Source organism: Aliidongia dinghuensis, assembly GCF_014643535.1.
GTDB lineage: Bacteria > Pseudomonadota > Alphaproteobacteria > ATCC43930 > CGMCC-115725 > Aliidongia > Aliidongia dinghuensis.
Genome location: NZ_BMJQ01000011.1, coordinates 82,687 through 108,705, shown reverse-complemented (window position 1 = coordinate 108,705; position 26,019 = coordinate 82,687). Strand labels below are relative to the sequence as shown.

At 68.8% G+C, this 26,019-nt stretch carries 24 protein-coding genes and 1 tRNA gene; 14 read left to right on the top strand and 11 right to left on the bottom strand.

The genetic code is table 11. The features are described from left to right. Positions 1-76: 76 nt before the first annotated feature. The 7 genes from IEY58_RS20755 to IEY58_RS20725 form a co-directional block, all read right to left on the bottom strand. Positions 77-298, bottom strand: coding sequence for a hypothetical protein (locus IEY58_RS20755; protein WP_189049316.1), 222 nt, complete (start codon positions 296-298; stop codon positions 77-79). A 58-nt stretch (positions 299-356) separates the two neighbouring features. Then, positions 357-989, bottom strand: a complete 633-nt coding sequence (locus IEY58_RS20750; protein ID WP_189049314.1) for a class I SAM-dependent methyltransferase — start codon at positions 987-989, stop codon at positions 357-359. 28 nt (positions 990-1,017) lie between these two features. Continuing rightward, positions 1,018-1,431: an EVE domain-containing protein gene (locus tag IEY58_RS20745; RefSeq protein WP_189049312.1), complete on the bottom strand. Its 414-nt coding sequence runs from the start codon at positions 1,429-1,431 to the stop codon at positions 1,018-1,020. 6 nt (positions 1,432-1,437) lie between these two features. Next, positions 1,438-1,731 (bottom strand): YciI family protein, encoded by a 294-nt coding sequence (locus tag IEY58_RS20740; protein ID WP_189049310.1) that lies wholly within the window; start codon positions 1,729-1,731, stop codon positions 1,438-1,440. A gap of 65 nt (positions 1,732-1,796) precedes the next feature. Continuing rightward, positions 1,797-2,798, bottom strand: coding sequence for an NAD(P)H-dependent glycerol-3-phosphate dehydrogenase (locus tag IEY58_RS20735; RefSeq protein WP_189049611.1), 1,002 nt, complete (start codon positions 2,796-2,798; stop codon positions 1,797-1,799). Between the two features lie 11 nt (positions 2,799-2,809). Then, entirely contained in the window at positions 2,810-3,874 is a 1,065-nt protein-coding gene (gene tsaD / locus IEY58_RS20730; RefSeq protein WP_189049308.1) for a tRNA (adenosine(37)-N6)-threonylcarbamoyltransferase complex transferase subunit TsaD, read from the bottom strand. Between the two features lie 74 nt (positions 3,875-3,948). After that, entirely contained in the window at positions 3,949-5,700 is a 1,752-nt protein-coding gene (locus IEY58_RS20725; RefSeq protein ID WP_189049306.1) for an aspartyl protease family protein, read from the bottom strand. 267 nt (positions 5,701-5,967) lie between these two features. Here IEY58_RS20725 and hemC point away from each other — a divergent pair, with 267 nt between their 5' ends. From hemC to IEY58_RS20685, 8 genes are all read left to right on the top strand, one after another. After that, a complete protein-coding gene (gene hemC, locus IEY58_RS20720) occupies positions 5,968-6,927 on the top strand; it encodes a hydroxymethylbilane synthase (protein ID WP_189049304.1) in 960 nt (319 codons plus the stop codon). Between the two features lie 50 nt (positions 6,928-6,977). Continuing rightward, the gene (locus IEY58_RS20715; protein WP_189049302.1) at positions 6,978-8,966 is read left to right on the top strand and encodes a uroporphyrinogen-III synthase; all 1,989 of its coding nucleotides are present in this window, start codon (positions 6,978-6,980) and stop codon (positions 8,964-8,966) included. After that, a complete protein-coding gene (locus IEY58_RS20710; protein ID WP_189049300.1) occupies positions 8,963-10,387 on the top strand; it encodes a heme biosynthesis protein HemY in 1,425 nt (474 codons plus the stop codon). Before IEY58_RS20715 ends, IEY58_RS20710 begins: the two co-directional genes overlap by 4 nt. A gap of 169 nt (positions 10,388-10,556) precedes the next feature. After that, a tRNA-Thr gene (locus IEY58_RS20705) sits at positions 10,557-10,632 on the top strand. A gap of 225 nt (positions 10,633-10,857) precedes the next feature. Next, the gene (locus IEY58_RS20700) at positions 10,858-11,313 is read left to right on the top strand and encodes a helix-turn-helix domain-containing protein (protein WP_189049297.1); all 456 of its coding nucleotides are present in this window, start codon (positions 10,858-10,860) and stop codon (positions 11,311-11,313) included. A 2-nt stretch (positions 11,314-11,315) separates the two neighbouring features. Further along, positions 11,316-11,906, top strand: coding sequence for a PIN domain-containing protein (locus IEY58_RS20695; protein WP_189049295.1), 591 nt, complete (start codon positions 11,316-11,318; stop codon positions 11,904-11,906). 772 nt (positions 11,907-12,678) lie between these two features. Continuing rightward, entirely contained in the window at positions 12,679-12,930 is a 252-nt protein-coding gene (locus tag IEY58_RS20690) for a hypothetical protein (protein ID WP_189049293.1), read from the top strand. A gap of 188 nt (positions 12,931-13,118) precedes the next feature. Next, entirely contained in the window at positions 13,119-14,372 is a 1,254-nt protein-coding gene (locus IEY58_RS20685) for an MFS transporter (RefSeq protein WP_189049291.1), read from the top strand. 61 nt (positions 14,373-14,433) lie between these two features. Here the strand turns inward: IEY58_RS20685 and IEY58_RS20680 are convergent, their stop codons facing one another. Further along, positions 14,434-15,192, bottom strand: coding sequence for an SAM hydrolase/SAM-dependent halogenase family protein (locus IEY58_RS20680; RefSeq protein ID WP_189049289.1), 759 nt, complete (start codon positions 15,190-15,192; stop codon positions 14,434-14,436). Between the two features lie 181 nt (positions 15,193-15,373). Between IEY58_RS20680 and IEY58_RS20675 the strand changes: the two genes are divergently transcribed. Next, the gene (locus IEY58_RS20675; protein ID WP_189049287.1) at positions 15,374-16,327 is read left to right on the top strand and encodes a Tll0287-like domain-containing protein; all 954 of its coding nucleotides are present in this window, start codon (positions 15,374-15,376) and stop codon (positions 16,325-16,327) included. 2 nt (positions 16,328-16,329) lie between these two features. Next, entirely contained in the window at positions 16,330-17,958 is a 1,629-nt protein-coding gene (locus IEY58_RS20670; RefSeq protein ID WP_189049286.1) for a mechanosensitive ion channel family protein, read from the top strand. A gap of 65 nt (positions 17,959-18,023) precedes the next feature. Here IEY58_RS20670 and IEY58_RS20665 read toward each other — a convergent pair whose 3' ends face one another. Next, a complete protein-coding gene (locus tag IEY58_RS20665; protein WP_189049284.1) occupies positions 18,024-19,103 on the bottom strand; it encodes a PI-PLC domain-containing protein in 1,080 nt (359 codons plus the stop codon). 380 nt (positions 19,104-19,483) lie between these two features. Between IEY58_RS20665 and IEY58_RS20660 the strand changes: the two genes are divergently transcribed. Together IEY58_RS20660 and IEY58_RS20655 are read left to right on the top strand one after the other, a co-directional pair. Next, positions 19,484-19,705, top strand: a complete 222-nt coding sequence (locus tag IEY58_RS20660; protein ID WP_189049282.1) for a hypothetical protein — start codon at positions 19,484-19,486, stop codon at positions 19,703-19,705. A 70-nt stretch (positions 19,706-19,775) separates the two neighbouring features. After that, positions 19,776-20,660: an HpcH/HpaI aldolase/citrate lyase family protein gene (locus IEY58_RS20655; protein WP_189049280.1), complete on the top strand. Its 885-nt coding sequence runs from the start codon at positions 19,776-19,778 to the stop codon at positions 20,658-20,660. Here the strand turns inward: IEY58_RS20655 and IEY58_RS20650 are convergent. Continuing rightward, positions 20,655-22,010 carry a tetratricopeptide repeat protein gene (locus IEY58_RS20650; protein WP_189049278.1) on the bottom strand — a complete coding sequence of 452 codons (1,356 nt, stop codon included), beginning with the start codon at positions 22,008-22,010 and terminating at the stop codon, positions 20,655-20,657. The genes IEY58_RS20655 and IEY58_RS20650 overlap by 6 nt on opposite strands. 147 nt (positions 22,011-22,157) lie before the next feature. Between IEY58_RS20650 and rpoH the strand changes: the two genes are divergently transcribed. Together rpoH and IEY58_RS20640 are read left to right on the top strand one after the other, a co-directional pair. Then, a complete protein-coding gene (gene rpoH / locus IEY58_RS20645) occupies positions 22,158-23,234 on the top strand; it encodes an RNA polymerase sigma factor RpoH (protein WP_189049276.1) in 1,077 nt (358 codons plus the stop codon). 103 nt (positions 23,235-23,337) lie between these two features. After that, positions 23,338-25,470, top strand: a complete 2,133-nt coding sequence (locus IEY58_RS20640) for a prolyl oligopeptidase family serine peptidase (protein WP_189049274.1) — start codon at positions 23,338-23,340, stop codon at positions 25,468-25,470. A 95-nt stretch (positions 25,471-25,565) separates the two neighbouring features. Here IEY58_RS20640 and IEY58_RS20635 read toward each other — a convergent pair whose 3' ends face one another. After that, positions 25,566-25,982 (bottom strand): MarR family winged helix-turn-helix transcriptional regulator, encoded by a 417-nt coding sequence (locus tag IEY58_RS20635; RefSeq protein WP_189049272.1) that lies wholly within the window; start codon positions 25,980-25,982, stop codon positions 25,566-25,568. Between the last annotated feature and the right edge of the window lie 37 nt (positions 25,983-26,019).

The window sequence follows — 26,019 nt, the reverse complement described above, 5'->3', positions numbered from 1 at the left end:
CACAAGATACCAGTCCCGCGCCATGGCCAGGTCTGCCCCGGCCATCGGCGCGTCGGACGTCGAACGAAAGGTGACCTCAGGCGACGCCTTGACCGTCGCCGGGCCTGATCACCCCTGTGCCGCCGAACGCCTCCTCGTCGTCGGCCATCGCATGGCGCAGCACCCAGGCTTCAGCCTCGGCGCGGGTTGCGAAGTCGAGTGGCGGTTGGCCGAGCGTCGTCAGGCCGATCGCGCGGACCGCGAACCGGCCGTTGGCCAGGGGAACCACCCCCATCGTCGCCTTGTAAGTTTCGAGCATGTCGGTCTCTCCTGAACCGAGCAGGGAATCGGTAGCACGTCGCGGCGATGGGGATATTTTAGATCGGCCGCCGGGCCAGGATCAAGGTCGAGGGGGTCGGGCGCGTCTCCACACGCTCGATCGTGACCTGGACGAAACCGGCCGCCGCGAGTGCCTGGCTGAGCGCCGCCGGCGATAGGCACTTCGGTGTCGATTCAGGCCCTTGTCGCTCGGCGCCACGCAGGCCGAACAGCGCCCGGCCGCCGGGCCTGAGCAGCCGGCGGACGACGGCCAGATGGCTGATCAGATCCGGCCAATATTGCACGCAGTCGACCGCCAGCACCGCATCGAAGCTGCGCTCGGCAAACGGCACGGCATCGATACCGGCGAGTCGCAACTCCATGGCGCCGCGCGTGATCGCTGGACGATTGCACTGCTCGGCCATGGCCAGCATGGTGGGCGAGTGATCGATGCCGGCGATCTTGCCGATCCCCTTCACCGCTGCGAGCCGGCGCAGCGCCTCGCCCGGGCCGAAGCCGATCTCCAGCACCCGGTCGCCCGGAAACGGCACCAGCGCGTCGATCGCCGCCGCATTGAGGTCGGCGTTGCGCCAGCGCAGATAGAGGCCGACCGCCCAGCCGATCAGGCCCGAAGGCCGACCAGCCTGACTAGATCGGGCCTGGCCGTATCCGGCCTTGTTGTCCAAACTCACAGCCGTACCGCCCGGATGGAAGCGCCGGTCAGGCGGGGATGCCCGCCATGGCACAGAGGATGGCCCATTCGGCGTCCCGCACCGGGACGACCGACAGGCGTCCCTGCCGCACCAGCGCGAAATCGGCGAGCCGCGGATCGGCCTTGATCTGGGCCAGCGTCACCGGGGTTGCGACCGGCATCATCGGCTTGACGTCGACCATGACGAAGCGGCCGGTCTCATCGCCTGGATCCGGATAAGCCGTCCGGGCGATCTCGACCACGCCCACGATCTCCTTGCCTTCGTTCGAATGATAGAAGAAGGCGCGATCGCCGACCTGCATGGCCTTGAGATTGTTCGCCGCCTGATAATTGCGCACGCCGTCCCAATGGGTTCGGCCGTCGGCCACCATCTGCGACCAGGAATATTTGAACGGCTCAGACTTCACCAACCAATGGGCCATGGTCGCTCACGCCGCCGGCGGGTTGAGGAAGACGAGCCGGTACGGCTGGACCGTGACCGAGGCGAAGAGCCCGGCGGCCGCATAGGGGTCACCCGCGGCGATCGCCTGGGCCGTCGCCTTGTCCGCGGCCTCGACCAGCAGCAGGCTGCCGGTCGGCGTGGCGCCGTCGTCGGCCAGGAAAGGGCCCGCGACGACCAGGGTCTTGCCCAGCGATTTCAGGTATTCCAGATGCGCCGGCCGGGTCGCGGCGCGGACGCCGGAGGCATCGGGGCGATCGATGCAGGTGATGGCGAAGATCATCAGTCGGGCTCGCACGGTTCGAAAAACTTTTGGACCGGCAACCTAGCCGATCGGTTCCGGCGCGGCTAGAACCCTTCGGCCTTGAACGGCCGCGCGAGCAGGCTCGAGATCGCCGTGTCGATCGCGGCCCCCCGGTGCAGGATGGCGTCCACCGCCGCCACGATCGGCATGTCGAGGCCGAGCCGTGCTGCCAGCGCCGCGACGGCGGCGGCCGAGGCGACGCCCTCCGCCACCGACCGGCGCTCGCCCAGCACGTCGGCGAGGCTGCGCCCCTGGCCAAGCGCCGCCCCCAGCGAGCAGTTGCGCGACTGCATCGCGGTGCAGGTCAGCACCAGGTCGCCCAGGCCCGAGAGGCCCATGAGCGTCTCGGGCTTGCCGCCCTTGGCGACGGCCAGGCGGACCATTTCGGCGAGGCCGCGGGTGATGAGCGCGGCCCGCGCATTGTCGCCCAGGCCCCGGCCCGACACGATGCCGCAAGCGATCGCCAGCACGTTCTTGACGGCGCCGCCGATCTCGCAGCCGACCGGGTCGTCGGAGAGATAGGGGCGGAACGTCTGGGTCCCGAGCGCCGCCACCAGCTCGGCGCCCAGCACCGGGTCGGCGGCCGCGAGCGTCACCGCCGTCGGCAGGCCGCGCGCCACCTCGATCGCAAAGGTCGGCCCCGACAGCACGGCGACCGGATTGCGCGGCAGGGTCTCGGCCAGCACCTCGCCCATGGTGGCGCCGCTGCCCATCTCGATGCCCTTGGCCGCGATGACGAGCGGCGTCCCCTCAGGCAGCACCGGCGCCAGCGCCTGGGCGGTCGCGCGCAGATATTGCGCCGGCACGACCAGCAGCAGCGCGTCCGCACGCGCGACCTCCACAAGGTCGCCGGTCGCGGCGATCGACGGATTGAGGCTCACACCGGGTAGGAACGACGTGTTCTCGTGCCGCTCGGCGATCGCCGCCACCACATCCGGCTCCCGCGCCCAGAGCGTTACGCGCCGTCCGGCCCGCTCAGCGGTCGCGGCGAGCGCCGTGCCCCAGGCGCCGCCGCCGACGACGCCGATCTTGCGGAACCGGCTCATGCTTTCACGACTCATGCCTTCACCCCGGCGAAGGCGGCCTTGGGCGCCGCCGCGTCGAGCGGCCAGCGCGGCCTGGCGGCGAAATCGAGCGGATCGACCAGGCCGAGCCTGAGGCGTTCCAGCCCGGCCCAGGCGACCATGGCGCCGTTGTCGGTGCAGAGCGCCGGCGGCGGCGCGGCGAGCGCGAGTCCGGCACGGGCCGCGACCGCGCTCAGCGCCGCGCGGATCGCTCCATTGGCCGCGACGCCGCCGGCCACGACCAGGTGACGGCCCCCGGGGCAGCGCTCGCGGAAGATATCGGCCGCCCGGCGGCAGCGGTCGGCGAGACTGTCGGCGACCGCCTGCTGGAACGAGGCGGCGAGATCATGGATCGCCTGCCCGTCGTCGGGTGCCAGGCCGGCGCACGCCTGGCGCACCGCGGTCTTGAGCCCCGAGAACGAGAAGTCGCAGCCCGGCCGGCCGACCATCGGGCGCGGCAACGAGAAGCGCTCAGGGTCGCCCGAGGCGGCCGCGCGCTCGACCGCCGGTCCGCCCGGATGGCCCAAGCCCAGGAGCTTCGCGGTCTTGTCGAACGCCTCGCCCACCGCGTCGTCGATCGTCGTGCCGAGCCGGACATAGCGCCCGACGCCCTCGACGATCAGCAGCTGGCAATGGCCGCCGGAGATCAGCAGCAGCAGATAGGGGAACGGCACATCGTCGGTGAGCCGCACGGTCAGCGCATGGGCCTCGAGATGGTTGACCGCCATGAACGGCAGGCGGCTGACCAGCGACAGTGCCTTGGCCGTCGTGGCGCCGACCATGACGCCGCCGATCAGGCCCGGCCCGGCGGTGGCGGCGATGCCGTCGAGGTCGCCCAGGCCCAGCCCTGCCGCCGCGAGCGTCGCGCGGATCACGTCGTCGAGGAAATCCAGATGCGCGCGCGCCGCGATCTCCGGCACGACGCCGCCATAGGGCGCGTGCTCGGCCAGTTGGGCGCGCACGGTATGGGCGAGGATGCGGGCACTGCCGGCGCCCGCATCCGTCACCACGGCGGCGGCGGTCTCGTCGCAGCTCGTTTCGATGCCGAGAATTCTCATGGCTCCGATATACGCGTGCGCCCCCTTGCGAACAACCGGTGCTACGGCAGAGGTCTCCAGCGGGACGGGAACAGCTAGATCCGCTGTCCCAGCACGATGATCGCGTCGAACGTGGCGCCCGAGTGCCGGACATGAAGGTGCAGCCGGGTCCCGGCCGGCCGCGAGAACATGCGCCGCAGCGTCCAGTAGTCGAGATATTGCGCCTCGGCGTTCTCGATCCGCTCGATCACGTCGCCCGCCTGGATGCCCGCCTCCGCCGCCGGACCACCCGGCAGCACGCTCAGCACGACCAGCCCCCATTGGGTGCGTTTCAGGGTCAGGAGACGGAGAGAATCGCCCTCGTCGTAATGCGGCGTGCGCTCGAAGAATGCCTCGCGCCGGCCATAGTCGAAGGTGACGTTGAAGCGTTCGAACACGCCTTCGCCGACATTGCCGGCCAGGTCCGGATCGGCAAACGCACCGGCGCGCTGGTGCGAAAGATAGACCACCGGGCCCGACACATCGACCGAACCGAGCTTTAAGAGATGCGCCCGGGCGACGCCGGCCATGACCGTGCCGCCGACGCCGACCGAGACGATGGTCGTGAGCTTCGGCGGGTATTTGTTGGCGATGCCCATCGTCTCCATGAACGGCCGGTAGAGCGTCAGCGAATTGCCCTGGCCCGTGTCGAGCGTGAAGCGCCCCGGCACCAGGTCGATCACGCCATCGACCATCGGCACCCGGCCGTGAAAGCGGAACGGCACGCGCTGGCCGCTGCCCTGGTAGGTCCAGCCGGCGGGCTCCGTGAGCGTCAGTTGCCGGAGCTCATGATCGAGCCGGACGATCAGCCGGTCGAACAGCTCGAACCCGATCAGGCCGCGATAGGCGGGCTTGGCACCGTTGAGGTCGAAATCGAGCGGCACGACGCGCAAGAGCTGGTCGCGGAGCGTCAGGTCGCCGACATCGAGCGTCGCGACCCGGGTAAGGCCGACATCGACCGGCCGTTCGCCAGCGCCGCGCCCGCGGAAGGCGCCCACGACCGGCAGGCCCAGCTCGCGGGCGAGCCCGCTGTCGATGACGTCGCTCGAGCCGCTGTCGAGCGCGAAGGTATAGGGCCCGTGCTCGTCGACCATGACATCGACCAGCACGGCCGTGCCGATCGGCTCGAGCGGCATGACCGCGGGCTTCCCCTCGGCGAAGACATAGTCCGGCGGCGGCGCCGGCGGCGGCGCGAACGGGCTCGGCCCGTCCTCGAGGCCGATCGTCGCACTCTCGAGCCGGCTCTCCGCGTCGTATTGCACGAGGCCGGTCGAGGTCTCGATCGCGAACGGCAGCAGAAGCGAGCCCGAGCGGCGCCAGTCGTCGAGGCGCACCGTGATCGGCTCCGCCCGTTCGACCGTGAGCTTCATCGGCAGATGGCTCGCCCTATCGAACCAGGCGACGACCGGCAGCGTGCCCGGTGAGGCGAAGCGCACCAGGTCGAATTCCCGGCCGCCCTCGCTGCGGGCGCCCGCAGCGGCCGGCACGACATCCCGCCGCTGCGGCATGAGGAAGCCGAAACTCGACCAGAAGGCGGTGGCGCGCTGCAGCGCCAGGTCGGCACCCTCAGCATGATGGACGCGATGCGCCCAGTCGGCGCTCCAGGCGGCGCGGCCGTCCCAGCCCTCGGCGCCCGAATCAGGGCCGAGCCGGTAACGGCTCGCCGCCCGGCCGCGCGCCGGGTCGCACCAGGTCTCGAGCGTGCCTTCGAGCTTGCCGGCCGCGAGCGTCAGGACGCGATGGAGCACTGGAGCCCGATCCCATGCGGCGCCCCCGGCCGCCTCGCGCGCCAGGGCTACGAGCTGCATTGGAGATGGCGCGTCGGGCGATACCCCGGACGAAGGGGCCTCGGCGCGTGCCGCCAGTGAAGCCGGGCCGAGCATTGTCAGCGCGATGAGGATCCAACTCGTGCGTCCCGACGCCATGCCCCGGCAGTTCCTTTCTCTTTTCCAAGAGCCTAGCGCAGCCAGTCGGGGTCCGCGAGATGCTTGGTTAGGTGCGTCTTAGGGGTGCAACTTGCCTCCTCCGTCAGGAATGCAGGCGACAAGCCCGGCCGGCGGCGATAAACAGAGGGCATGAGCCTCGACCGCCCCCTGTTGCGCATCGGCACCCGCGGCAGCGCCCTCGCCTTGGCCCAGGCCGAGATGGTGCGCGCCCTGCTGATGGCCGCCCACCCCGAGCTGGCATCGCCCGATGCCATCGCCCTGACGATCATCCGCACGACCGGCGACACCGTCACCGACCGGACGCTCGCCGCTATCGGCGGCAAGGGCCTGTTCACCAAGGAAATCGAGGAGGCGCTCGTCGACGGCCGCGTCGATCTCGCCGTCCATTCCATGAAGGACGTCGCGACCTGGCTGCCCGATGGCCTCGTCATCGATTGCTTCCTCGAGCGCGAGGACCCGCGCGACGCCTTCTTCTCGGAGAAGGCTGACGGACTCATGTCCCTGCCCCCCGGCGCCGTGGTCGGCACCGCCTCGCTCCGCCGCCAGGCGCAGATCCTGCGCGCCCGCCCGGACCTCGCCGTCGTGCCCTTCCGCGGCAATATCGACACGCGGCTCGCCAAGCTCGCGGCCGGCCAGGTCGATGCCACCCTGCTCGCGATCGCGGGCGTAAAGCGCCTGGGCCTCGCCGACCGGGTGACCCAGATCCTGCCGCCCGAGCTGATGTTGCCGGCCGTGGCTCAAGGAGCGATCGGCATCGAGCGGCGCGCGGCCGACGCGCGCGTCGCAGCATATCTGGCCCCGCTCAACCACCGGCCGACGGCAACCCGGGTTGCGGCCGAGCGCGCTCTGCTCGCAAGCCTCGACGGCTCGTGCAAGACGCCGATCGCGGCGCTGGCCGAGCTCGATGGCGACACGCTCACGCTCCGCAGCCTGATCGTGCGCCCCGACGGCACGTCGGCCCATGCCGACCAGCGCTCGGGCCCGGCCACGGACGCCGTGGCGCTCGGCCGGACGGCCGGCGAGACGCTGCGCGCCCGCGCCGGCGCCGGCTTCTTCGACCTGCCGGTGCCCGACACCTCGGCCCGCTGACACGTCCCGCCAACTCGTCCCGCCCCGCCGCCCCTGCCCGAGGTAAGCCGATGAAGCTGCTGGTGACCCGCCCCGCCCTCGATGCAGGCCCGCTCGTGGCGCTGCTCGACGCCGACGGGCATGCGGTCCTGGCGGAACCGCTGCTGACCATCCGGCTCCGCGAGAGTGCAACGCTCGAGCTCGACGGCGTTGTGGCGCTCCTGTTTACCAGCGGCAATGGCGTGCGCGCCTTTGCGGCGCTCTCGGACCGGCGGAACATCCCCGCCTTCGCGGTCGGCGACCGGACGGCGGCCGTCGCGCGCGAGCAGGGTTTCGGCACGGTCGAGAGCGCCGACGGCGACGTGGCGGCGCTCGCCGCTCTCGTTGCGACCCACCTCAAGCCCGGCGACGGTGTGCTGCTCCATGCGGCCGGCAGCGAGGTCGCGGGCGATCTGGCTGAGAGCCTGGGGACGGCCGGCTTCACCTATCGCCGCGCGGTGCTCTACGAAGCCGAGCCCGCGACCGCGCTCAAGGCCGAGACGCGTGCGGCGCTCGCCGACGGCACGCTCGACGGCGTGCTGCTGTTCTCGCCCCGCACGGCCCGCCAGTTCGCGGAGCTCGTCCGCGCGTCCGGCCTCAAGACCGATCGGCTCACCGCCTGGTGCCTCAGCCCCGCCGTGGCCGAGGCGCTCGGCCCGCTGCCGCTCCGGGCCGTCGAGGTCGCCCCCGAGCCGACCCAGGCCGCCTTGCTCTCGCTCATCCCGAAGGCCCGCCCAGAGGAGGACGTCTTGACCGCAGCCCCCGACCAGGCCGCCCCCGACCCGAAACACGCGCCATCCCCCAAGAGCGAGCCGACCGACGAGATCGACCCGCTGCCGCCCGCACCGAAGCAGGCCGCCAAGAAACCGCATTGGCGGCGCACCTTGCCGCTTTTCGCGTCCGGCGCCGCCATCCTGATCGCGGCCGGCGTCATCGCGCTGTTCACGCCGCAGATCAAGGAGCGGCTGATCGCGACCCGGCTGTTCCAGACGAAGCCGGTTGCATCCGTCGCCGAGACGCGCCCGGCCCCGGCTGAACTCAAGGGAACTGAACCCCAGGGGACCGAACCCCAGGAGACGCCGTCCGCGCCGACAGCCCCTGCCCCATCGCCCACCCTGCCCTCCGCCACTTCGACAGCCGCCGTCGATCAGACGCCTGCCGTGCCGAGCGAGACCGCCGCGCCGCCCGCCGCCAATCCCGGCGCCATCGCGCCCAGCCATCCGGTCACCGCGCAATCCGCCCCCGAACCCAGCGAAGCGGCGCCCGCCGGCGTCGATACCGCCCGGATCGATCGGCTGCAGGACACGATCGGCGCTCTGCAGCAGCGCCTGGCCGCGGTCGAGACCAAGCCCGCGGCCGATCCGGCGAGCGTCCAGACGGTCGCGGCGGGTCTTGCCGACGCGGTCGGCCGGATCGCGCGCCTCGAGGCGCAGATGCAGCGGCAGGCCGTGGCCCAGCGCAACGAGAAGGCGATGATCCTGGCGCTGGCCGAGATCAAGGACCGGATCGCCGGCTCCGGCCCGTTCGACGGACCGCTGGCCGTGCTGAAGGCGAGCGCCGGCAACGATCCGGCGGCGGCACCATCGCTGGCCGTGCTCGAGCGGTTCGCCGACCACGGCGTCGAGAGCCGGGCGGCACTCGCGGCCGAGCTCGACGGACTGCCGGCCGCGATCAACGTGCCGCCGGCCCCGTCGGCCGACGCCGGCCTGTGGCAGCACATCGAGGCCCGCGCGCGCCGGCTGGTCTCGATCCGCCGCGTCGACGACAGCGGCGGCGACAAGCTGCCGCCCGGGCCCGACCGCAGCCTGGCCGTCGCCGCGGCGGCGCTCAAGGCCGGCGATCTTTCGGGTGCGCTCGACGCAATCAAGGCGCTCGACGGCCAGCCGGCCGAGGTCGCCCGTCCCTGGCTCACGGCCGCGCGCGACCGGCTCGCGGTCGAGCAGGCGGCGGACCGCCTGATGACGCTCGCAACCCAGCGGCTCGACGCGACCGCCGCCCAAGAGCAGGCGAAGCCGCAATGAGGCGCGCGCTGCCGGCCGTCCTCGCGATCGCGCTTGTCGTCGCGGCCGCGGTGTTCTTCGCCGACCGGCCCGGCACCGTCGCCGTCACCTGGCTCGGCTGGCGCATCGACGTGGCGCTCGGTGTCGCCGTGCTGGCGCTCGTTCTGGCCGTCGCGGTGCTGTGGTTCCTGCTGTCGCTGCTCGCCCGGCTCATCCGGGCGCCCCGGCACTTCGCCGGCCGGCGGCGCGACCAGCGGCGGCTCGAGGGCTACCGGGCGCTGACATCCGGCCTGGTCGCGATCGCGGCCGGCGACGCGCGCGCGGCCGAGAAGCTGCACAAGCGGGCCGAGCTCATGTTCCGCAAGGGCCGGCTCGAGAGCCCGCCCTTGACCCGCCTGCTCGCGGCCCAGGCGGCTCTCATGCGCGGCGACGGCACCAAGGCCGAGGGCGAGTTCTCCGCCATGCTGGGCGACCCGGAGACCGAGTTCCTGGGCCTGCGCGGCCTCATCCTGCAGGCCTTGAAGCGCGGCGACGACGCGACTGCCTTGAAGCTTACCGCGCGCGCCAACCAGCTGAAGCCGTCGACCGCCTGGGTGCTGCAGGGCCAGCTGGCGCTCGAGACGCGCGCCCAGGAATGGCGCAAGGCGACCCAGACCCTGAAGCAGGCGGTCAAGAAGGGGGCGATCAACGCCGAGACCGGCCGGCACTACCAGGCGACCCTGCTGATCGCCCACAGCCGCCAGGCGGCGGCCGAAGGCCTCGCCCGCGACGCGCTCGCCCATGCGGCCCAGGCCCACGGGCTCGACGAGGGCTCCGCGCCGGCCGCGGTGCACTACGCCCGTCTGCTGCAAGACCGCAACCGCACCGCGAAGGGGCTGCGCGTGCTCGAGACCGCCTGGGCCCGGAGCGGCCATCCGCGGGTGGCCGAGACCTATGACCAGCTGCTCGCGTCCGAGGCGCCGGTGCAGCGCCTGAAGCGCTTCGAGCGGCTGGTCGAGCTCCGGCCGTCCGACCCGGAGAGCCATCTGGCGGCGGCCGCGATCGCGCTCAACGCCCGGCTCTGGGGCGAGGCGCGCCGTCATCTCGACCAGGCGGGCGCGCAGGGTCCCGGCCCCTGGCCGCGCCGGCTCTGCCACCTGATGGCCGAGCTGGAACAGGGCGAGCACGGCAACGGCACCCAAGGCCAGATGCAGCGCCAGACCTGGCTCGAGCGTGCCGCGCGCGGCGATGCGGACCCGGTCTGGGTGTGTGGCGCCTGCGGGGCCGAGACGCACGGCTGGGAGCCGCTCTGCCCCAGCTGCCACAACTTCGATTCGCTCGCGTGGCGCACGCCCGACCGGCGCGAAGGCACGCGGGCCGAGCGGATCGACATCCTGCCGCCGGGCGAGGCGACGATCCTCGACCCGACCGCGCCCGCGGCGCCGGCCCAGGGCAGCGCCTGAGCCGACCGGGGGCGCGAGCGCTTGTCACAGGCCGGCCGGCCTGCCCCTGGTATTGTTGCAGGGGCGCTCCTTCATTTGCGCAGTTGCATGGGGGCGCGGCATCTGCCATGTTCCGCGCCGCTTCGCCAGTCGAAGGGCCGCACCCCCAAGGGTGCCGCCGAAACGGTAGGCCGCCTTAGCTCAGCCGGTAGAGCATCGCATTCGTAATGCGAGGGTCGCGTGTTCGAGTCACGCAGGCGGCACCAGTTTCTTCAATGACTTAGCTCCCCATACTCACCGCTCCGTCTCGCCGTGTCACCAGGGCGTCACCACTCGACGGAAAGTCGGGGGTAAAGTTCGTCCAAATTGCACGTCCGATGCCGGGCGAAGGATAGCGAAGGAATGTCGAACTTCGGGGCGATTGCGGCCGTTTCGCTCGTTGCGTTTATTTCGATTATCGGGTATGAGACGGTCTGAAGAGGGAGCCGCTCATGACTATGCCAGCCTTCGCCGAGGAACTCGGCGCCCGCCTGCCTTCCGCAAGCGAGAAGGCGGCGGCCAATCAGCTTCGCAAGATCATCGCTACACACGCTGCCGGCGATACCAAGCTGAAGGTGCTCGAAGAGGGTAAGCAGCCGGCGGAGATCACGCTGACCCCAGCATTGTCGACGCTGCTCATGGAGCTGCTACGACACGTTGGTCGTGGCGATGCTGTCACCCTTGTTCCGGTGGGCCAGATGCTCACCACCCAACAAGCGGCAGACATTCTCAACATGTCGAGGCCTCACCTGATATCGCTACTTTCGAAGGGAGAAATTGCGCATTCAATGGTGGGACGCCATCGCCGCATTATGGCTGAGGATCTCTTTGCCTATAAGCGGAAGCGCGATGAGAAGCGGCAGCAGTCTCTGGCCGACATAGCAGAGGCCGATGCGGACCTCCTATAGCCTTGTTTGCCAATCGCTATACCGCCTTCGTTGACGCCTGTTCACTCGTTGGAGTGTTGAAAAGGAATCTATTGCTCACGCTGGCGGAGGCGGGATTTTTCCGCCTCCGTTGGTCCAAGGAAGTCCTCGATGAGACCGAGCGAGCGATAGCCGCCTTATTCGCCGACAAAGGCAAGCCCAACCCAGAAGCTGTAGCGGCCCTTCAAAGAGCGCGCATGGAAGAGGCTTTCGAGGAGGCTATGGTCTCTGACTTCGAAGCGCTGAAATGCGTATGTGTAGGCTTGCCGGATCCTGGTGATGCCCACGTGATTGCTGCGGCGCTGAAGACGCAAGCGGCGACGATTGTCACCGACAATCTTAAGGACTTCCCAGCTGCATTTCTTGAACCGATGAACATCGAGGCTCGCTCAACCGACGCATTTATTGCCGACACGATCGCCCTAGATCCTGGTCGCGCAGTAGCAGCCATTCGCCGCATGCGGGAGCGCTTCAAAAGGCCGGAGATGACCGCCGAGCATCTACTCATCGGCATGGAAGCAGCCGGTCTCACAGAAACGGTGGATACTCTACGCGGCTACGTCCTCTCGCTCTAAAAGCGATTCTCGCGCCGCCGTCGAACGTGGTGCCGATCGACGCTGCGGCGCCAGCCCAACCCTTGGCCGGCGACGATGAAGTGGCGCGGGGATCGATCACACCGTCCTCGGGGTGATTGGGTGACGCCGGCGCGGCTTGGCGCCTATTCCCCTGTTACTCCGCGGCCTGGAATCACATTTTCCGGGTAGGCAACGCCGGTTCCGGGATCGCCGGAAAGCCGCCAGGACTCCTGCGCGCGTGCGGTATTCTTCGGGACGGAATTCTACCTAATCGACGGCCGCCGAAACGCCCGATCTCTCCTGCGCACGCACAGGAGTTACGCGTAACATCCCCACGACGAAATTCAGGAAATCCGTCCCGACCGACATGGTGAAGAGGCATGGCGGAACGCGAGCTCGAGTGGATCAAGCCGCCCTTTGGGCCGAATGACTGCACAGATGTCGTGGTCTGGGCCGATGTTGGCCGCCTCGACGCATCGCGGCGCGCCGATGAGCCGGCCCACCCTCGAGTTCCTACGCTGCCGTTGGGATCATCTTAAAACGCTTCGGGCACCGATCTCCGGCGCTGAGGCAAATTCCACCTACCACCGGGGATGTCACGCGCTATGCAGCATGGCTGACCGACCGTTCCGCAGATGCGAGCGGTTGAGCCCATTTTGCTCCAAGCCCGATGTCATTTCGACAGCCGCAAATCAATATATGGTGTGCTATAGTGAGGCATGCTCCATCATATTGGGGGATTACCATGAACCACATTGTCGTCGGGCCGATCTTGTTCGAGGCCGGCAGCTTCTTTTTCCGCACCTGGTCAGCTGCAGATGGGGTGCGGCGCAGCGCCGGCTATCAGCGCCATGACGACGCGCGGTATGCGCGCCGCGCGACGATCCGCGGCGAGGCCGCGCAGGATTGCGAGGACGAAGCCGACTTCATGAACGCCATCGGCCACGTTGTCGAGTTGCGCACCTCGGCCTGGGCGGAATCAGGCTTGAAGCGAAGCGGCACGCGCGCCGCTCCGTCGCGCTGACGCGATCGCGGCGTTCCTGGGCTTGCCACGGGCGACGATCCTGGGGCCGAGGGCAGAGAAGACACCACCAACGAGATTTTTCAATCGCGCGCATCAATTCCAGATAGAAACGCCAGTACCAACACGAAGAGCTGTCTTTCCCGCCACGCGGGTTGTGAAGGCCATCTGGTTCCCGCAGGGTAGGTTCCATGGTTTTCTCCACCAGCTTGGCCGCCGGGACGGCAGATGCGCACACGCCGGATAGTCCCTATGCGTTCTTTCGAATGGGTCTGTCGCTGCTCATCGCCAGCATCGCCGGCGTCGGCATGTGGGCGGTCATCGTCGTGCTGCCCCAGGTCCAAGCGGAATTCGGCGTCGACCGCGCTGCCGCCTCCATGCCCTACACAGTCACCATGCTGGGCTTCGCCGCCGGCACGATCGGGCTCGGCCGCCTCGCCGATCGCGCCGGCATCATGGCGCCGCTGCTGATCGCCGGCCTGAGCCAAGGGGTCGGATTCGTGCTCGCCGGGTTCGCACCGAGCCTGCTGGTCTTCTCGGCGGCGCATCTCCTGATCGGCCTCGGTTCGGGCGCCGGCTTCGGGCCGATGATGGCCGACATCTCGCACTGGTTCATGAAGCGGCGCGGCATGGCCGTCGTCATCGTCGCCTCGGGCAATTACGTGGCCGGCGCCGTCTGGCCGCTCGTCATCAACGCCGCGCTGCCGCACATGGGCTGGCGCAGCAGCTACGAGGCGATCGGCCTGCTCCTGGCCGCGGTCCTGCTGCCCGCCGCTTTCTTCCTGCGCCGGCGCCCGTCCGCACACATGATAGCGGCCGCGGCGAGCCAGGTCGTCGGCCACGGCGCAGGGATTTCGCGGCGCCTGCTTCTGGCATTGCTCATCCTGGCCGGCTTCTCCTGCTGCATGGCCATGTCGATGCCGCAGGTGCATATCGTCGCCTACTGCGGCGACCTCGGCTACGGCCCGGCGCGCGGCGCCGAAATGCTGTCGCTGATGCTGTTCCTCGGCGTCGCATCCCGCATCGGCTCGGGCTTCGTCGCCGACGCGATCGGCGGTATCCCGACGCTGCTGATCGGCTCGTTCATGCAGGGCTTGGCCTTGCTGCTCTATCTCTATTTCGACGGGCTCACGTCGCTCTACGTCGTCTCCGGCATCTTCGGGCTGTTCCAGGGCGGCATCGTGCCGATGTACGCCGTCATCTGCCGCGAGCTGCTGCCGCCCAAGGAAGCGGGCGCCAAGATCGGCCTCGTCGTCGCGGCGACCATCCTCGGCATGGCATTCGGCGGCTATGCCTCGGGCGTCATCTTCGATCTGACCGGCTCCTACCGCATGGCGTTCCTCAACGGCGTCTTGTGGAACGCGCTCAATCTCGCGATCGCCGCCTGGTTGCTGCTGCGGCGCCGGAGCGGGTCGCAGCACGCGGCGCTCACGACGGGCGCATGAGCAACCGGCACTGACGATTGGCGTCGGCGCGCTGCGCGCGACGCTGCTTCCTCGGCCCGGATCACCCCTCCTTCTCCCCCTCTCCGGCTGCGCCGGGCAGGACGGAAACCGGACTGCCGATGGCGAGGCCGAGGTGGGTGTCGGCGCGGCCGGCGTTGACCGCGATCTCGGCGAGGCCGTTCGAATTTTCGTACCAGAAGGCCGTACCGGCTGGGACGCTCGAGAAGGTCCGCCCTCGCGCGAGCACGCGTCCCCCGGCCTTGAGCCGCGCCCCGTCAGGAACGGCCGCGGCGCGCATTCCCGTGAGGGCGTTGCCGTAGTGATCGATGTAGACGATCTCCGCGAGATCGTCCGGCCAGTCGGGCTGACGGCCTGCCTCGGCCGGCCGTGGGGTATCGGCAGGCATCTCGCCGAGAGCCAGTTGTGCGGCCACCGGCGCAAACAGGTCGCGTCCGTGAAAACTCGCCGACAGAGCCTCCGGAACCCAGGTGATTTCCCAGCTGCGAGCGCCTGCAGCCCGGCGGCGGACGAGCTCGAACAAGCCATTGTCCGGCCCGACATACCAGCGGCCGTCGCTCTCGACCACGATCGGCGCGCGCGCACCGCCGACGCCCGGATCAATGACGCCGAGCACGACCGTTCCGGCCGGAAACCAGGTTGCATAGGCGGCGAGAAGATAGGCCGCGGCCTTCGGATTGGCGGCCGGCGCATCGGCGAAGAGGTCGATGACCGGAACGCCCGGCGCCCAGCGATGCAGCACGGCCTTCACCTGGCCCGTATAAGGCCCTTCGAGGCCGAAATCCGTGAACAGCGCGATCATGGGGTGTCACCTCGCCTTGGCGTCCATCGACGTCGATCAGGGGCGATTGTCATATAATTTTAACAAACAGCAATCGGTTCTCTTCTTCGGTCGGGCTTTCACTTGGTCTTGCCCGGCAATCATTTGGTGTATCGCTTGACAGTTTTGCGAGCGTCCCGCAAAAGCGATGCGTCCCAGAACATTGCGCCGCGCGGGGAAAGAGAACGTTGACATGCGCATAGAAACTCGGTTCGCGTGGATTATTGCTTTTTGTTTTTTGTTCGGCGTGACAGTGGCAGGTCTTACCTCTTATCGCCTGGAGTCGGCGCAGGCGCAGGCAGAGGTCAAGCAGAAGGCCGATCTATTGCTCGAGACCGCGCTCGCCGTGCGATCGTATACGACCGACGAGATCGCACCGGCCCTGGGCCGGGGCGCCGCCAGTTTCCATTCGGCCGAGATCCCGTCTTTCGCGGCGCAGAGCACGCTCAAGCGCCTCGCCGCGAAATTTCCCGAATACCACTATCGCGAAAGCTCGTTGAACCCGACCAATGTGCAGGACCGCGCCACCGACTGGGAGGTCGGGCTGCTGCGTCGCTTCTCGGCCGATGCCACCCTGACCGAGCAATATGGCGAGCTCGGCAGCGGCGCCGACCGGCACTTCTATGTGGCGCGCCCGATCCGGCTGAAATCGCAGGAATGCCTGCAATGCCACAGCAGCGCCGCGGCAGCGCCGCCGGAAATGCTGGCGAAATACGGCCCCAATAACGGCTTCGGCTGGCAAATGGGCGAGGTCGTCGGGCTGCAGCTGGTCGAAGTGCCCACGGCGCCGACCGACCGGAAGGCGATCAACAGCGTGCTCGTCACCACCGGGTCCCTGACCAGTATTCTCGTGCTGAGCGCCGTGATCTTCCTGCTGCTGCTGCGCCGCTATGTCACGCATCCGCTCGAAACCCTGACCCGCGTCGCCCATGCCTCCAGCCTGTCCTCGGTTCCGGCCGAGACGCCGGCCCCGGTGGCAGCGGGCCAGTTCGCCGAGTTGCACCATGCCATCATGCGCCTGCAGACCAGCGTGACACGCGCCCTGTCCCTTATCGAACGCCGCAATGGCGGCCACGGGGGCGGCCAAGGCGGCGGCACCCCCGGCGAAGCCTGCTGACCATGTGGACCCTGGTTCTCCTCGCGCTCGCAGCACTGCTCTGGTTGCTGCGCATGACGTTCGGCGAAGGTCTTGGCCTCACCGACCCGTCGGCCGGCCATATCGTGACCCTGGGCGCGCTGGCGCTGAGCATGCTGGCCGCGGCCCAGCTGGCCCATGCGCTGCTGATCCGCGTGCTCCTGCACGCCAGCCGGAATCGCGGCCTCGTGACCTCGGATCTGGTGCGCTCGACGCTGGCGGTGGCGCTCTACATGGCGACGGTCGTCGCGTATCTGCGCTTCGTCCTGGCCTTGGACGTGACCAGCGTGCTCGCGACCTCTGCGCTGCTGTCAGCCATCATCGGCCTGGCGCTTCAGCCGATGCTGGGCCACCTGTTCGCGGGCGTCTCGATCGAGCTGGAGCGGCCGGTCCGTATCGGCGACTTCGTCCGTCGCGACGAGATGGAAGGCCGGGTGATCTCGCTCAGCTGGCGATCCGTGCATATCCAGACCGATCGCGGGTCGGTCTTCGTCATGCCCAACAGCGATTTCACCGCGAAGCTGATCGAGGTGGTCCCGCAAAACCAGCCCTTCCGCCACCAGGTCTTCTTCCATGTCGGCAGCGATCAGCCGCCGGGCCAGGTCATCCGGGTCGCCATGCAGGTCTTCCGCAGCGGCTTGCCGAATATCCTGCAGCTTCCTTCGCCCTCCGTCATCGCGCTCGGCAATGATCCGGTCGGCGGCACCATCCGCTATTCCGCGCGCTTCTCGACGCTGCAAGTGCAGGATCGCGGGACGATCGGTTCGCATTTTCTCGAAAGGCTATGGTACGCCCTGTCGCGGGCCGGCATCGAATTGCCCGCCCAGCCGGCAATATGGACGGCGGCCGGCCAAGCGAACGGTCAAATGGACGGCGAAGCGCCAGTGGTTCCCCTGCTGCGCTCCAGGGCTGAACTTGAACCGAAACGCTTCCCCGGCGAGCTCGCGTCCCTGTCCCCGGCGCTCGGCGAGATGCTGCTCCTGAGCGCCCGTTCCGTCCGCTACGGGAAGAATGAGCGCTGCGACGGCGCAGCACTCAGCCTGATTCTGGAAGGGCAGCTCCGCGAGCGGCACCAGGGCGGCATCGAGCAGTTCGACGATATCCTGGACAGGCTGATCACCGCGGTCGAAGAGCAGGGGGGTGCCTCGCTGTTCGATGTCGGCCAGAGGCGGTTGAGCGAGGCGGAGTTCCATCCCCTGCTCGATCGCGCGACCCTGGTCATCGGGCCGCTAGCGCGCAGCCTTTGCGCGTCTGTCGCCGCGCTGACCAGCGACGCCTTCCTCGCCTATCGCGCTGTCGCAGCCTCCATTCCGACGGAGGAGGCGCGGGAAGCTTTCCTCGCGGAGGCCCCTCAGGCGCCGGTGCGCCCGCTGCAGCCCGGCGACTGGTACGGCTGGCCCTACGCCATGGGGCGCGACACCGCGCCCCCGCTCTGCGAGGCAAGTCGGGACTGCCGCCTGCTGGCCTGGACACCCGGGGATTTCGCGGCTGCCCTAGCCGGCGCCGGCGAGGCGGACTTGGAGATCCTCGTTCGCCACCTGTCGCGCCATGCGGCAGGATGCGAAGCGCTGACCGTCGCCGAACTTCGCACCTGGGCCCTGCGCGCAGCCTGAGGACCGCAGGAAGGCCAATCCCGCCGCATACGCGCCACCGATGATCTCGTCGCGCAGGGAGCCCCCTAATCCGCCGCGTCGTCCAGCCCGACGAGCTCGGTCGCCGGCACGTTGTTCAGCTGATAGATCTCGTCACATTTGTTTGCGTCGGCGAAGTCGATCATCACGAAATTCGGCATGAAGGTCTTGATGACCGACCCGGCGGCGAAGGAGTCCAGGTCGACGTTGTCGGGTGCCGCCGCCCTGATCGAATCGCCCATGCCTCGGTTCCACAAGGCCCTGAGCTTCGCCTTGTTGGGCGCGGTCCACATCGTATCGTTTCGATCGCGGATGCTTTCCAACAGGCCCGTGGTCGTCCAGTACATCATGCCCATGACGTCCGGGTTGCCGTGGCCGCCCTTCTTCATCAGCTTTTTCTGCTTCTTCACGTTTTGCGAAATCTTCATGAAGGGCTTGAACGGCGAGGTGCCGCCCTTGCCGTAATATTGCAGGCCGTCGAAGTCTTCCTCGTACGGGTCGCCGCCCGCCAGGTTCCGGATGCCGAGGATGCCGGATTTCGGCGGGAAATCGCGTTGAACCACCTCGAGCCCCTCCGGCATGAAGAGCACGATCACCTTGCCGCGCAGGTCCCGCTGGGTCTTCTTGTTGAGATTGCCGCCGCCCGTGTAGATCGCGTCGCCCAGCACGTTGACGCAGGCCTCCGCGATCAGCGGCCAGTTGGTGCATTTGTCGAATTTGAGCATCAGGAATTCGCTGGCGCCTTCGTTCTCCACGAAGACCCGCGCGCCCGCCAGGATCGTGTCGTGCGTCAACCCGAAACCGCCGCCCCGGAGCTTGGTGCGCGTGATGGTTTCGGTGCGGCCCAGTTCCGGCACGAACCGGGTCTTCGTCTCGTCCTTCTTCAGGAGGCCGTCGGCGTGGAAGGCGCGCAGCTGCGCATTCTTCGTGCCGCCGGTCTTGTCTCCCGTCGACATCGCCGCAATGCGGAGGTCGAACAGGCGGACGCCGGTCTTCGCCTGGCCGAAGACATCCGTGAACTGGGTCTGGACGTTGGGCGAGCCGCTCGTGATGCCGGCGTCGTGGCTTCCCGCATAGACGATCCGGTTGATCGGCTCATCCGGGCCCAAATTATAATAGCTGATCATGTCCTGGCTCCTCCCTCGGCAGTGCGGCAGCACCCGTGAAACCCAGCTCGTGCTCGATGCGGCGGACCGCGCCAGCCGCACCCTGAGGGCCGGCGAAGCGACGGTTTACCACGTGTGGCCGGCCTAAGCCGGAACGCTCAATTTTTGATTGTGTCCAACGCCTTCGTGCCCAGGATACGGGGGGCGGCTCGCTTCGTCGAGGGGAAGCGCCGGGATTGGGCGCGGCGAAATCACGTGGTCAAGCGCCCCGCCCGTCAACCGCCGAAAGCGACCATTTGGCGCGCGTCTTTTGCGCGTCATGCTGCAACTGCGAACGGGCTATAGCGTTCTCCGCCTCAGCGGCCACTTTGGGTTCGGGCCGCCGGTCAGGGGAATGGGTGATGGGTGTGTTCTGGGTGCAGGAGAGTTTCACGCGGTCGGCGCTCTGGATTCATGTGGCCGGCTGCCCGCGCTTCAACGAGGGCCATGTCTCGAACATCATTCACGGCGCGCGCTGGCACGGTCCGTTCCACGACCGCGATGACGCTTACGAACTCGCCGCCTACGTCAAGCGGCAGGGAGCGCTGAGCGGCCCGCACAGCTGCCCGATCTGCCGGCCCTAAGCGCCCGCGTCGAGCACCCCCTTCCGTCGCCATTCGCGTCGGTCCATCTTGAGCGGCAAGGGAGGGGCACATGACCGACGAGATCCCGCAGCCGCGACGTTCCTGGCTGTTCCTGCCCGGTGCCGAGCGGCGGACGCTCATCGACGCCGCGGCGTGCGGCGCCGACGTACTGATCCAGGAGCTCGAGGATTTCACCCCGCCGGCCCGGCGCGCCGAGGCGCGGCAACTCGCGCCGGAGGTCATGGAGACCTGGCGCCGGGCCGGCCGGCTTGCCGCCGTGCGCATCAACCCGTTCGAGACCGTCGGCCGCGACGACTTGACTTCGGTCATGGCGGGACGGCCCCGGATCGTCATGATGTCGAAGGTCGCGAGCGCCGACCAAGTACGCGCGCTCGACCAGGCGATCGGCGCGCTGGAGACGGCGCTCGGCCTTCCGGCCGGGTCGACCGAGATCGTGCCCAATATCGAGAGTGCTGCGGGCCTGGTGCGCACGATCGCCATCGCCGAGGCGAGCCCGCGCGTCACCGCCTGCCTCGTTGCGAGCGAGGACATGGTGACCGATCTCGGCGCCGAACGGTCGCGCGCGGGCGACGAGCTCGCCTATGTCCGCGCCCGCTTTCTGGTCGAATGCCGCGCCGCCGGCGTGCTGGCGATCGACCGGCCCTATACGTTCGGCGACGAGGACGGGCTGGGCACGGAGACCCGGGCCGCCCGCCGGCTCGGCTATCTGGCGAAGAGCCTGGTCGCACCCGGCCATGCCGCCATCGTCAACCGGCTGCTCACACCCGGTCCGGACGAGATCCGCCGGGCGCGCCGCCTCGTCGCCGCGTTCGAGGCGGCGGTGGCCGAAGGCCGCGATCGCGTCGAGCTCGATGGGCGTCTCGTCGAATTGCCCGTCGTGACCGCGGCCCGCCGCCTCCTCGCGCGCGCCGCGGCGCTGGGCGTCGACCTATAGGCGGAAATCGGCCAACCGGCGCGCCGCCTCGGCGACCGGGGTCGCCCAGTCGCCGGGGCGGGGCTGGCGTAGAATGCTGAGGGTCGGGTACCAGGGGCTGTCCTCGCGGTGCATCAGCCAGCGCCAGCAGGACGAGAAGCGGCTCAGCATCAGCACCGGCCGGCCGAGCGCTGCTGCCAGGTGGGCCGCCGACGTGTCGACTGTGACGAGGAGGTCGAGCGCGCTCGCGAGCGCTGCGGTGTCGGCGAAGTCGCCGATCCAGGGCGTGGTGTCCAGGGCCGCGACGCCATCGGGCGGCGCCCACTCGGCCGCGGCCGGGCCGATCTGCAGGCCGACGAAGCTGGCCGGCACGGCAAAAAGCGGCCCAAGTGCCGCAAAGCGCAGGCTGCGCCGATGGTCGAGCCCGCCGTCGGGCGAGCCGGCCCAAACCAGGCCGACGCGCGGCCGTGGCAGGGCGGCGAGCCGCTGCCGCCACGCCGCTACGAGGGTCGGATCGGCTCTGAGATAGGGAATCTCCGCAGGAATCGTGTCGAGCGTCGTGCCGAAGATGAGCGGCAGACTCATGAGTGGCGCCTGGTAGTCGAGCGGCCCCGGGTCATCGCCCTCGCCCACCACGACCGCCACGCCTGCGACCGAACGGGCGAGCCGGGCGAGCGGCGGCGGTACGCGCAGCAGCACCTGGGCGCCGCACCCCGCCAGCAGCGGCACGTAGCGCAGCATCTGCAACGTGTCGCCAAAGCCCTGCTCGTGGAACAGCAGGACCCGCCGACCCGCCAGCATCGGCGCTTCGGCAAGCGGCGGCAGGCGCGGCACCTGCGCCTCGGCGGGGTCGAGCGCGCGGCGGCGATGCTCGAACAGCGGCCAGCCCTCGTCCAGCCGGCCGGCACGCAGCAGCGCCATCGCCTGGTTGCACGCAATTTCCCGATCGGCCGGGTCGAGCGCGCGGGCAGCACCGTAGGCCACGAGCGCATCGTCGACGGCACCGGCGAAATCGAGCAGATTGGCGAGATTGGCCACGATCCGGGCATTGCCGGGCGCCGCCGCGCGTGCCTGCTGGAACAGCGCCAAGGCCTCGCCGAACCGGTCGAGCTCGACGAGCGTGCTTGCGAGATTGCTCATGAGATCGAACCGACCGGGGGCGCGGCGCAACGCCGCACCATAGGCTGCCGCCGCCCGATCGAACTGCCGGAGCCCGCCATGGGCCTCGCCGGCAAGCGCCAGTGCCTCCACATCCGCCCGATCGCCGATAAGCCCCAGCGCTCCCGCGAAATCTCGCCGTGTCAGCGCCGCACGAACCTCAGCCCGGACCTTCGCCCGCCGGGCCGCGTCGATCAGCGTGTCATCGGCCATCGAAACCCTCCGGCCCCTGCGAGGCCGCCTCTATCAGAAGCGCGTTCGCCATCGATGCGGTTATTTTTGACAAATCGCAATGGCATCCGACAATCACGCCATCCGGTTCTAGGTCATTTTGAGGAGCCTTCTGAGAGGGTCCGAGAAATGACGACAAAATCCAATGCGTCCGAGCGTTCTTCGATCAGCAGCCTCACGCGGTATCTGCAGGAGATCCGCCAATACGGCACCTTGGAGCCGGAGCAGGAACAGCTCCTGGCCCGCCGGTGGACCGAGCATCGCGATAGCGCTGCCGCCGAGGCGCTGGTCACGAGCCATCTCGGCCTCATCGTCAAGATCGCCCACGGCTTCCGCGGCTACGGCCTGCCGTTGGCCGAGCTGGTTGCCGAGGGCAATGTCGGCATGATGCAGGCAATCTGCCGCTTCGATCCCGACCGCGGCTTCCGGTTGTCGACCTATGCCATGTGGTGGATCCGCGCCGCGATCCTCGAATACATCCTCAAGTCCTGGTCGATGGTGCGGCTGTGTACAACGCCGCGTCACAAGCGCCTGTTCTTCAAGCTGCGCAAGCTCAAGGGCCAGTTGCGCGCGATCGAGGACGGCGACCTTTCGCCCGAGATCGTGACCAAGATCGCGGTCCAGCTCGACGTGTCGGAACACGACGTCGTGACCATGAACCGGCGGATGGCGGGGCCCGATCATTCGCTGAACGCGCCCATCGCCGAGGACGGCGAGGACCAGTGGCAGGACTGGCTGGTCGATCCGGCCGAAAGCGTCGAGACCGAGCTCGGCAACCGCCAGGAGTTCAATGCCCGGCGCGTCCTCATGTGGGCCGCGATGGATCACCTGAGCGAGCGGGAGCGCCATATCCTGACCGAGCGGCGCCTACGCGAGCGACCGTTGAAGCTCGACGAGCTCGCGAGCCATTACGGCGTCTCGCGCGAGCGGATCCGCCAGATCGAGGAGCGCGCCTTCCGCAAGCTGCAGGAGGCGGTGGGCACAATTGCGCCGCGGCCCGGCGCGAAGCAGCCCCCTGCCCTACAGATGGACGCCCTACCGGCGGCCATGCGGCCGATGGTCGCCCCACCCGCGATCGCCGAAGCCAGGGTCCGGCCGTTTGCGCCGCAGCAGCCGGACTGGGATCAGGTGGCGAACCCCTATTCCGGCGCGTTCCCGCCCCGGCCCGAGGCGGATTGGGCCCTGGAGCCGGTGATCGCCGGCTGACGGCGACGGGCGTTCAGCGCGCGTGCCCAGGGACGGAGCCTTGCCCCGCCGCCGGCCTTTTGGCTAGCGTCGGGGCAACGCAACCATCCCGGGGCCTCTCGCCTTGCACGCACGGAACCTCACGCTGGCCCTCTCGCTCCTGGGCGCCCTCTCGATCTTGGGCGCCGTCGGAGCGTCTGCGGCCGACCAGCCGGCCGCTCCCCAGGACGTGGCCGATCCCTATATCTGGCTCGAAGCCCTGAGCAACCCGCGCGTCGACGCCTGGGTCGAGGCCGAGAACGCCAAGACCGTGGCCGTGCTGGAGAAGGACCCGCGCTATCCGGCGCTCTATGACGAGGCGCTCACGATCGCCGAGGCCAAGGACCGCATCCCCACTCCCCGCTTCATCGGCGATGAGGTCTATAATTTCTGGCAGGACGCGGGCCATGTGCGCGGCCTCTGGCGCAAGACTGGGCTTGAGGACTATCGCCGGCCCGAGCCCAACTGGACGACGGTGCTCGACCTGGACCAGCTTGCCAAGGCGGAGAAGGCGAACTGGTTCTGGCACGGCGCGGATTGCCGCCGGCCGGACGAGCGCATCTGCCTGGTCAGCCTCTCCGACGGCGGCGAGGACGCGGTCACCACCCGCGAGTTCGACCTTGCGACCGGCCAATTCGTGCGCGGCGGCTTCGCGCTGCCCAAGAGCAAGCAGTCGGCCGCCTGGGCCGGCGACGACGAGATCCTGGTCGCGCGCGACTGGGGCAAGGGCACGATGACCACGGCCGGCTATCCCTTCATCGTGAAGGCGCTGAAGCGCGGCCAGAAGCTCGCGTCCGCGAAGGAGATCTTCCGCGGCAAGCCGAGCGATACGGAAGTGAGCCCGATCTCGCTCCAGGATGGCCAGGGGCACAAGGCCATCTTGATCGAGCGCAGTGTCAGCTTCTTCGAATCCGAGACCTATCTCGTCAAGGGCGGCAAGGCCGTGAAGCTGGCGCTGCCGGTGAAGGCCCATGTGCGCGACCTCACCGCAGGCCGCCTCCTCGTCAAGCTCGAGCAGGACTGGCGGGCGGGCGGCAAGAGCTTCCCCGAAGGGGCGCTCGTCTCGCTCGACCTCGCCGCCGTCGAGCACGATCCGCAGCACCTGACGCCGACGCTCGTCTATGCGCCTGGCCCGTGCGAATCGCTCGACGAGATCGCCTCGACCAAAGAGCACCTCATCATTACCAGCTTCGACAACGTCAAGGGCCGCGCCGCCGTCTATACGCCGGCCGCCGACGGCAGCTGGACCGAGCGCAAGCTCGACCTGCCGGACAACAGCACGATCGGCGTCGTCGACACCCAGGACCGGGGCGAGAAGGCGTTCCTGAGCGTCACCGGCTTCCTCACGCCCTCAACCGTGCTGCTGGCCGACGCGGCCTCCGGCGAATTCGCTGCGGTCAAGACACTGCCGGCCAAGTTCGACGCATCCAAAGACGTGGTCGAGCAGCGCCAGGCGACCTCGAAGGACGGCACCAAGATCCCCTATTTCATCGTGCACCCGGCCGGCATGGCGCTCGACGGCAACAACCCGGCCATCCTCTATGCCTATGGCGGCTTCCAGGTCTCGGTGACACCGTTCTATTCGGCCAACATCGGCAAGCTGTGGCTCGAGCGCGGCGGCGTGTTCGTGGTCGCCAACATCCGCGGCGGCGGCGAGTTCGGCCCGGCCTGGCACGAGGCGGGCCTGAAGACGCAGCGCCAGCGGGTCTACGACGATTTCGCGGCCGTGGCCGAGGACCTGATCCAGTCCAAGGTGACGAGCCCGCGCCGGCTCGGCATCGAGGGCGGCTCGAACGGCGGCCTCCTGATGGGCGTCGAGTTCAACCAGCATCCCGACCTCTGGAACGCGGTCGATATCCAGGTGCCGCTCCTGGACATGCTGCGCTACGAGAAGATCGCGGCCGGCGCCTCGTGGGTCGGCGAATACGGCACGGTCCAGAACCCGGAGGAGCGCGCGTTCCTCGCCTCGATCTCGCCCTACGCCAACCTCAAGGCGGGCGTCAAATACCCGGAGCCGTTCGTCTGGACCACGACCAAGGACGACCGGGTCGGCCCGCAGCACGCCCGCAAGTTTGCCGCCCGGCTGGCCGAACTGGGCCAGCCGTACCTGTTCTACGAAGTGACCGAAGGCGGCCACGGCGCCGGCGCCAACCTCAAGGAAAAAGCCCGCACGACCGCGATGGAGCTGACGTATTTCTCAAGGAAGCTGATGGATTGAGGGGGCCAGCACTGCGGACAAGCTGACCCGCAGCCCCCGTTTTCAGTCATCCCCTAGCGCGCAGGCTGGGATTGACACGTGAAGTTGGGAGGGCCCTAACCGCCGAGCCGCTCCAGCAGCTGGGCCAGGAGCGTGCGGCTGTCGCGGAGTTCTTCGAGATGCGCGGTCGAGAGATCCTGCAGGATCGCCTCGGCCTTGGGCGTCAGTGCGAGTGTGACGCGGCGCCGATCGCCCTCGGCATGCAGCCGTTCCACCAGCTCGGCCTGGACTAGCCGGTCGACCAGCTCGACCGCGCTGTTGTGCCGGAGCATCAGGTATTCCGCGAGGTCGCCGATGGCGAGCGGGCGATCCTGGCCATAGCCCTTCATCGCGAGCAGCGCCTGATGCTGCTGGGCGGTGAGGCCCTGCGCCTTCGCCGCCCGCTCGCTGAACGCGAGGAAACGGCGCAGCGCGTACCGGAATGCCGCGAGCGTCTGATAATCCTCGTCGCCGATCGTCCGCGGTTTCGCCATGTCTGCCCTGCTCTCCATGTGCCTGCCTTGATATATG

What these genes read in the sequence shown, in the direction of transcription:
- IEY58_RS20635 (WP_189049272.1), bottom strand. Translation starts at nt 25,982, where the DNA reads ATGGCGAAACCGCGGACGATCGGCGACGAGGATTATCAGACGCTCGCG.
- IEY58_RS20680 (WP_189049289.1), bottom strand. Translation starts at nt 15,192, where the DNA reads ATGATCGCGCTGTTCACGGATTTCGGCCTCGAAGGGCCTTATACGGGC.
- IEY58_RS20710 (WP_189049300.1), top strand. Translation starts at nt 8,963, where the DNA reads ATGAGGCGCGCGCTGCCGGCCGTCCTCGCGATCGCGCTTGTCGTCGCG.
- tsaD (WP_189049308.1), bottom strand. Translation starts at nt 3,874, where the DNA reads ATGAGAATTCTCGGCATCGAAACGAGCTGCGACGAGACCGCCGCCGCC.
- IEY58_RS20650 (WP_189049278.1), bottom strand. Translation starts at nt 22,010, where the DNA reads ATGGCCGATGACACGCTGATCGACGCGGCCCGGCGGGCGAAGGTCCGG.
- IEY58_RS20745 (WP_189049312.1), bottom strand. Translation starts at nt 1,431, where the DNA reads ATGGCCCATTGGTTGGTGAAGTCTGAGCCGTTCAAATATTCCTGGTCG.
- IEY58_RS20660 (WP_189049282.1), top strand. Translation starts at nt 19,484, where the DNA reads ATGGGTGTGTTCTGGGTGCAGGAGAGTTTCACGCGGTCGGCGCTCTGG.
- IEY58_RS20755 (WP_189049316.1), bottom strand. Translation starts at nt 298, where the DNA reads ATGCTCGAAACTTACAAGGCGACGATGGGGGTGGTTCCCCTGGCCAAC.
- hemC (WP_189049304.1), top strand. Translation starts at nt 5,968, where the DNA reads ATGAGCCTCGACCGCCCCCTGTTGCGCATCGGCACCCGCGGCAGCGCC.
- IEY58_RS20655 (WP_189049280.1), top strand. Translation starts at nt 19,776, where the DNA reads ATGACCGACGAGATCCCGCAGCCGCGACGTTCCTGGCTGTTCCTGCCC.
- rpoH (WP_189049276.1), top strand. Translation starts at nt 22,158, where the DNA reads ATGACGACAAAATCCAATGCGTCCGAGCGTTCTTCGATCAGCAGCCTC.
- IEY58_RS20715 (WP_189049302.1), top strand. Translation starts at nt 6,978, where the DNA reads ATGAAGCTGCTGGTGACCCGCCCCGCCCTCGATGCAGGCCCGCTCGTG.
- IEY58_RS20700 (WP_189049297.1), top strand. Translation starts at nt 10,858, where the DNA reads ATGACTATGCCAGCCTTCGCCGAGGAACTCGGCGCCCGCCTGCCTTCC.
- IEY58_RS20670 (WP_189049286.1), top strand. Translation starts at nt 16,330, where the DNA reads ATGTGGACCCTGGTTCTCCTCGCGCTCGCAGCACTGCTCTGGTTGCTG.
- IEY58_RS20685 (WP_189049291.1), top strand. Translation starts at nt 13,119, where the DNA reads ATGGTTTTCTCCACCAGCTTGGCCGCCGGGACGGCAGATGCGCACACG.
- IEY58_RS20725 (WP_189049306.1), bottom strand. Translation starts at nt 5,700, where the DNA reads ATGCAGCTCGTAGCCCTGGCGCGCGAGGCGGCCGGGGGCGCCGCATGG.
- IEY58_RS20665 (WP_189049284.1), bottom strand. Translation starts at nt 19,103, where the DNA reads ATGATCAGCTATTATAATTTGGGCCCGGATGAGCCGATCAACCGGATC.
- IEY58_RS20740 (WP_189049310.1), bottom strand. Translation starts at nt 1,731, where the DNA reads ATGATCTTCGCCATCACCTGCATCGATCGCCCCGATGCCTCCGGCGTC.
- IEY58_RS20735 (WP_189049611.1), bottom strand. Translation starts at nt 2,798, where the DNA reads ATGAGCCGGTTCCGCAAGATCGGCGTCGTCGGCGGCGGCGCCTGGGGC.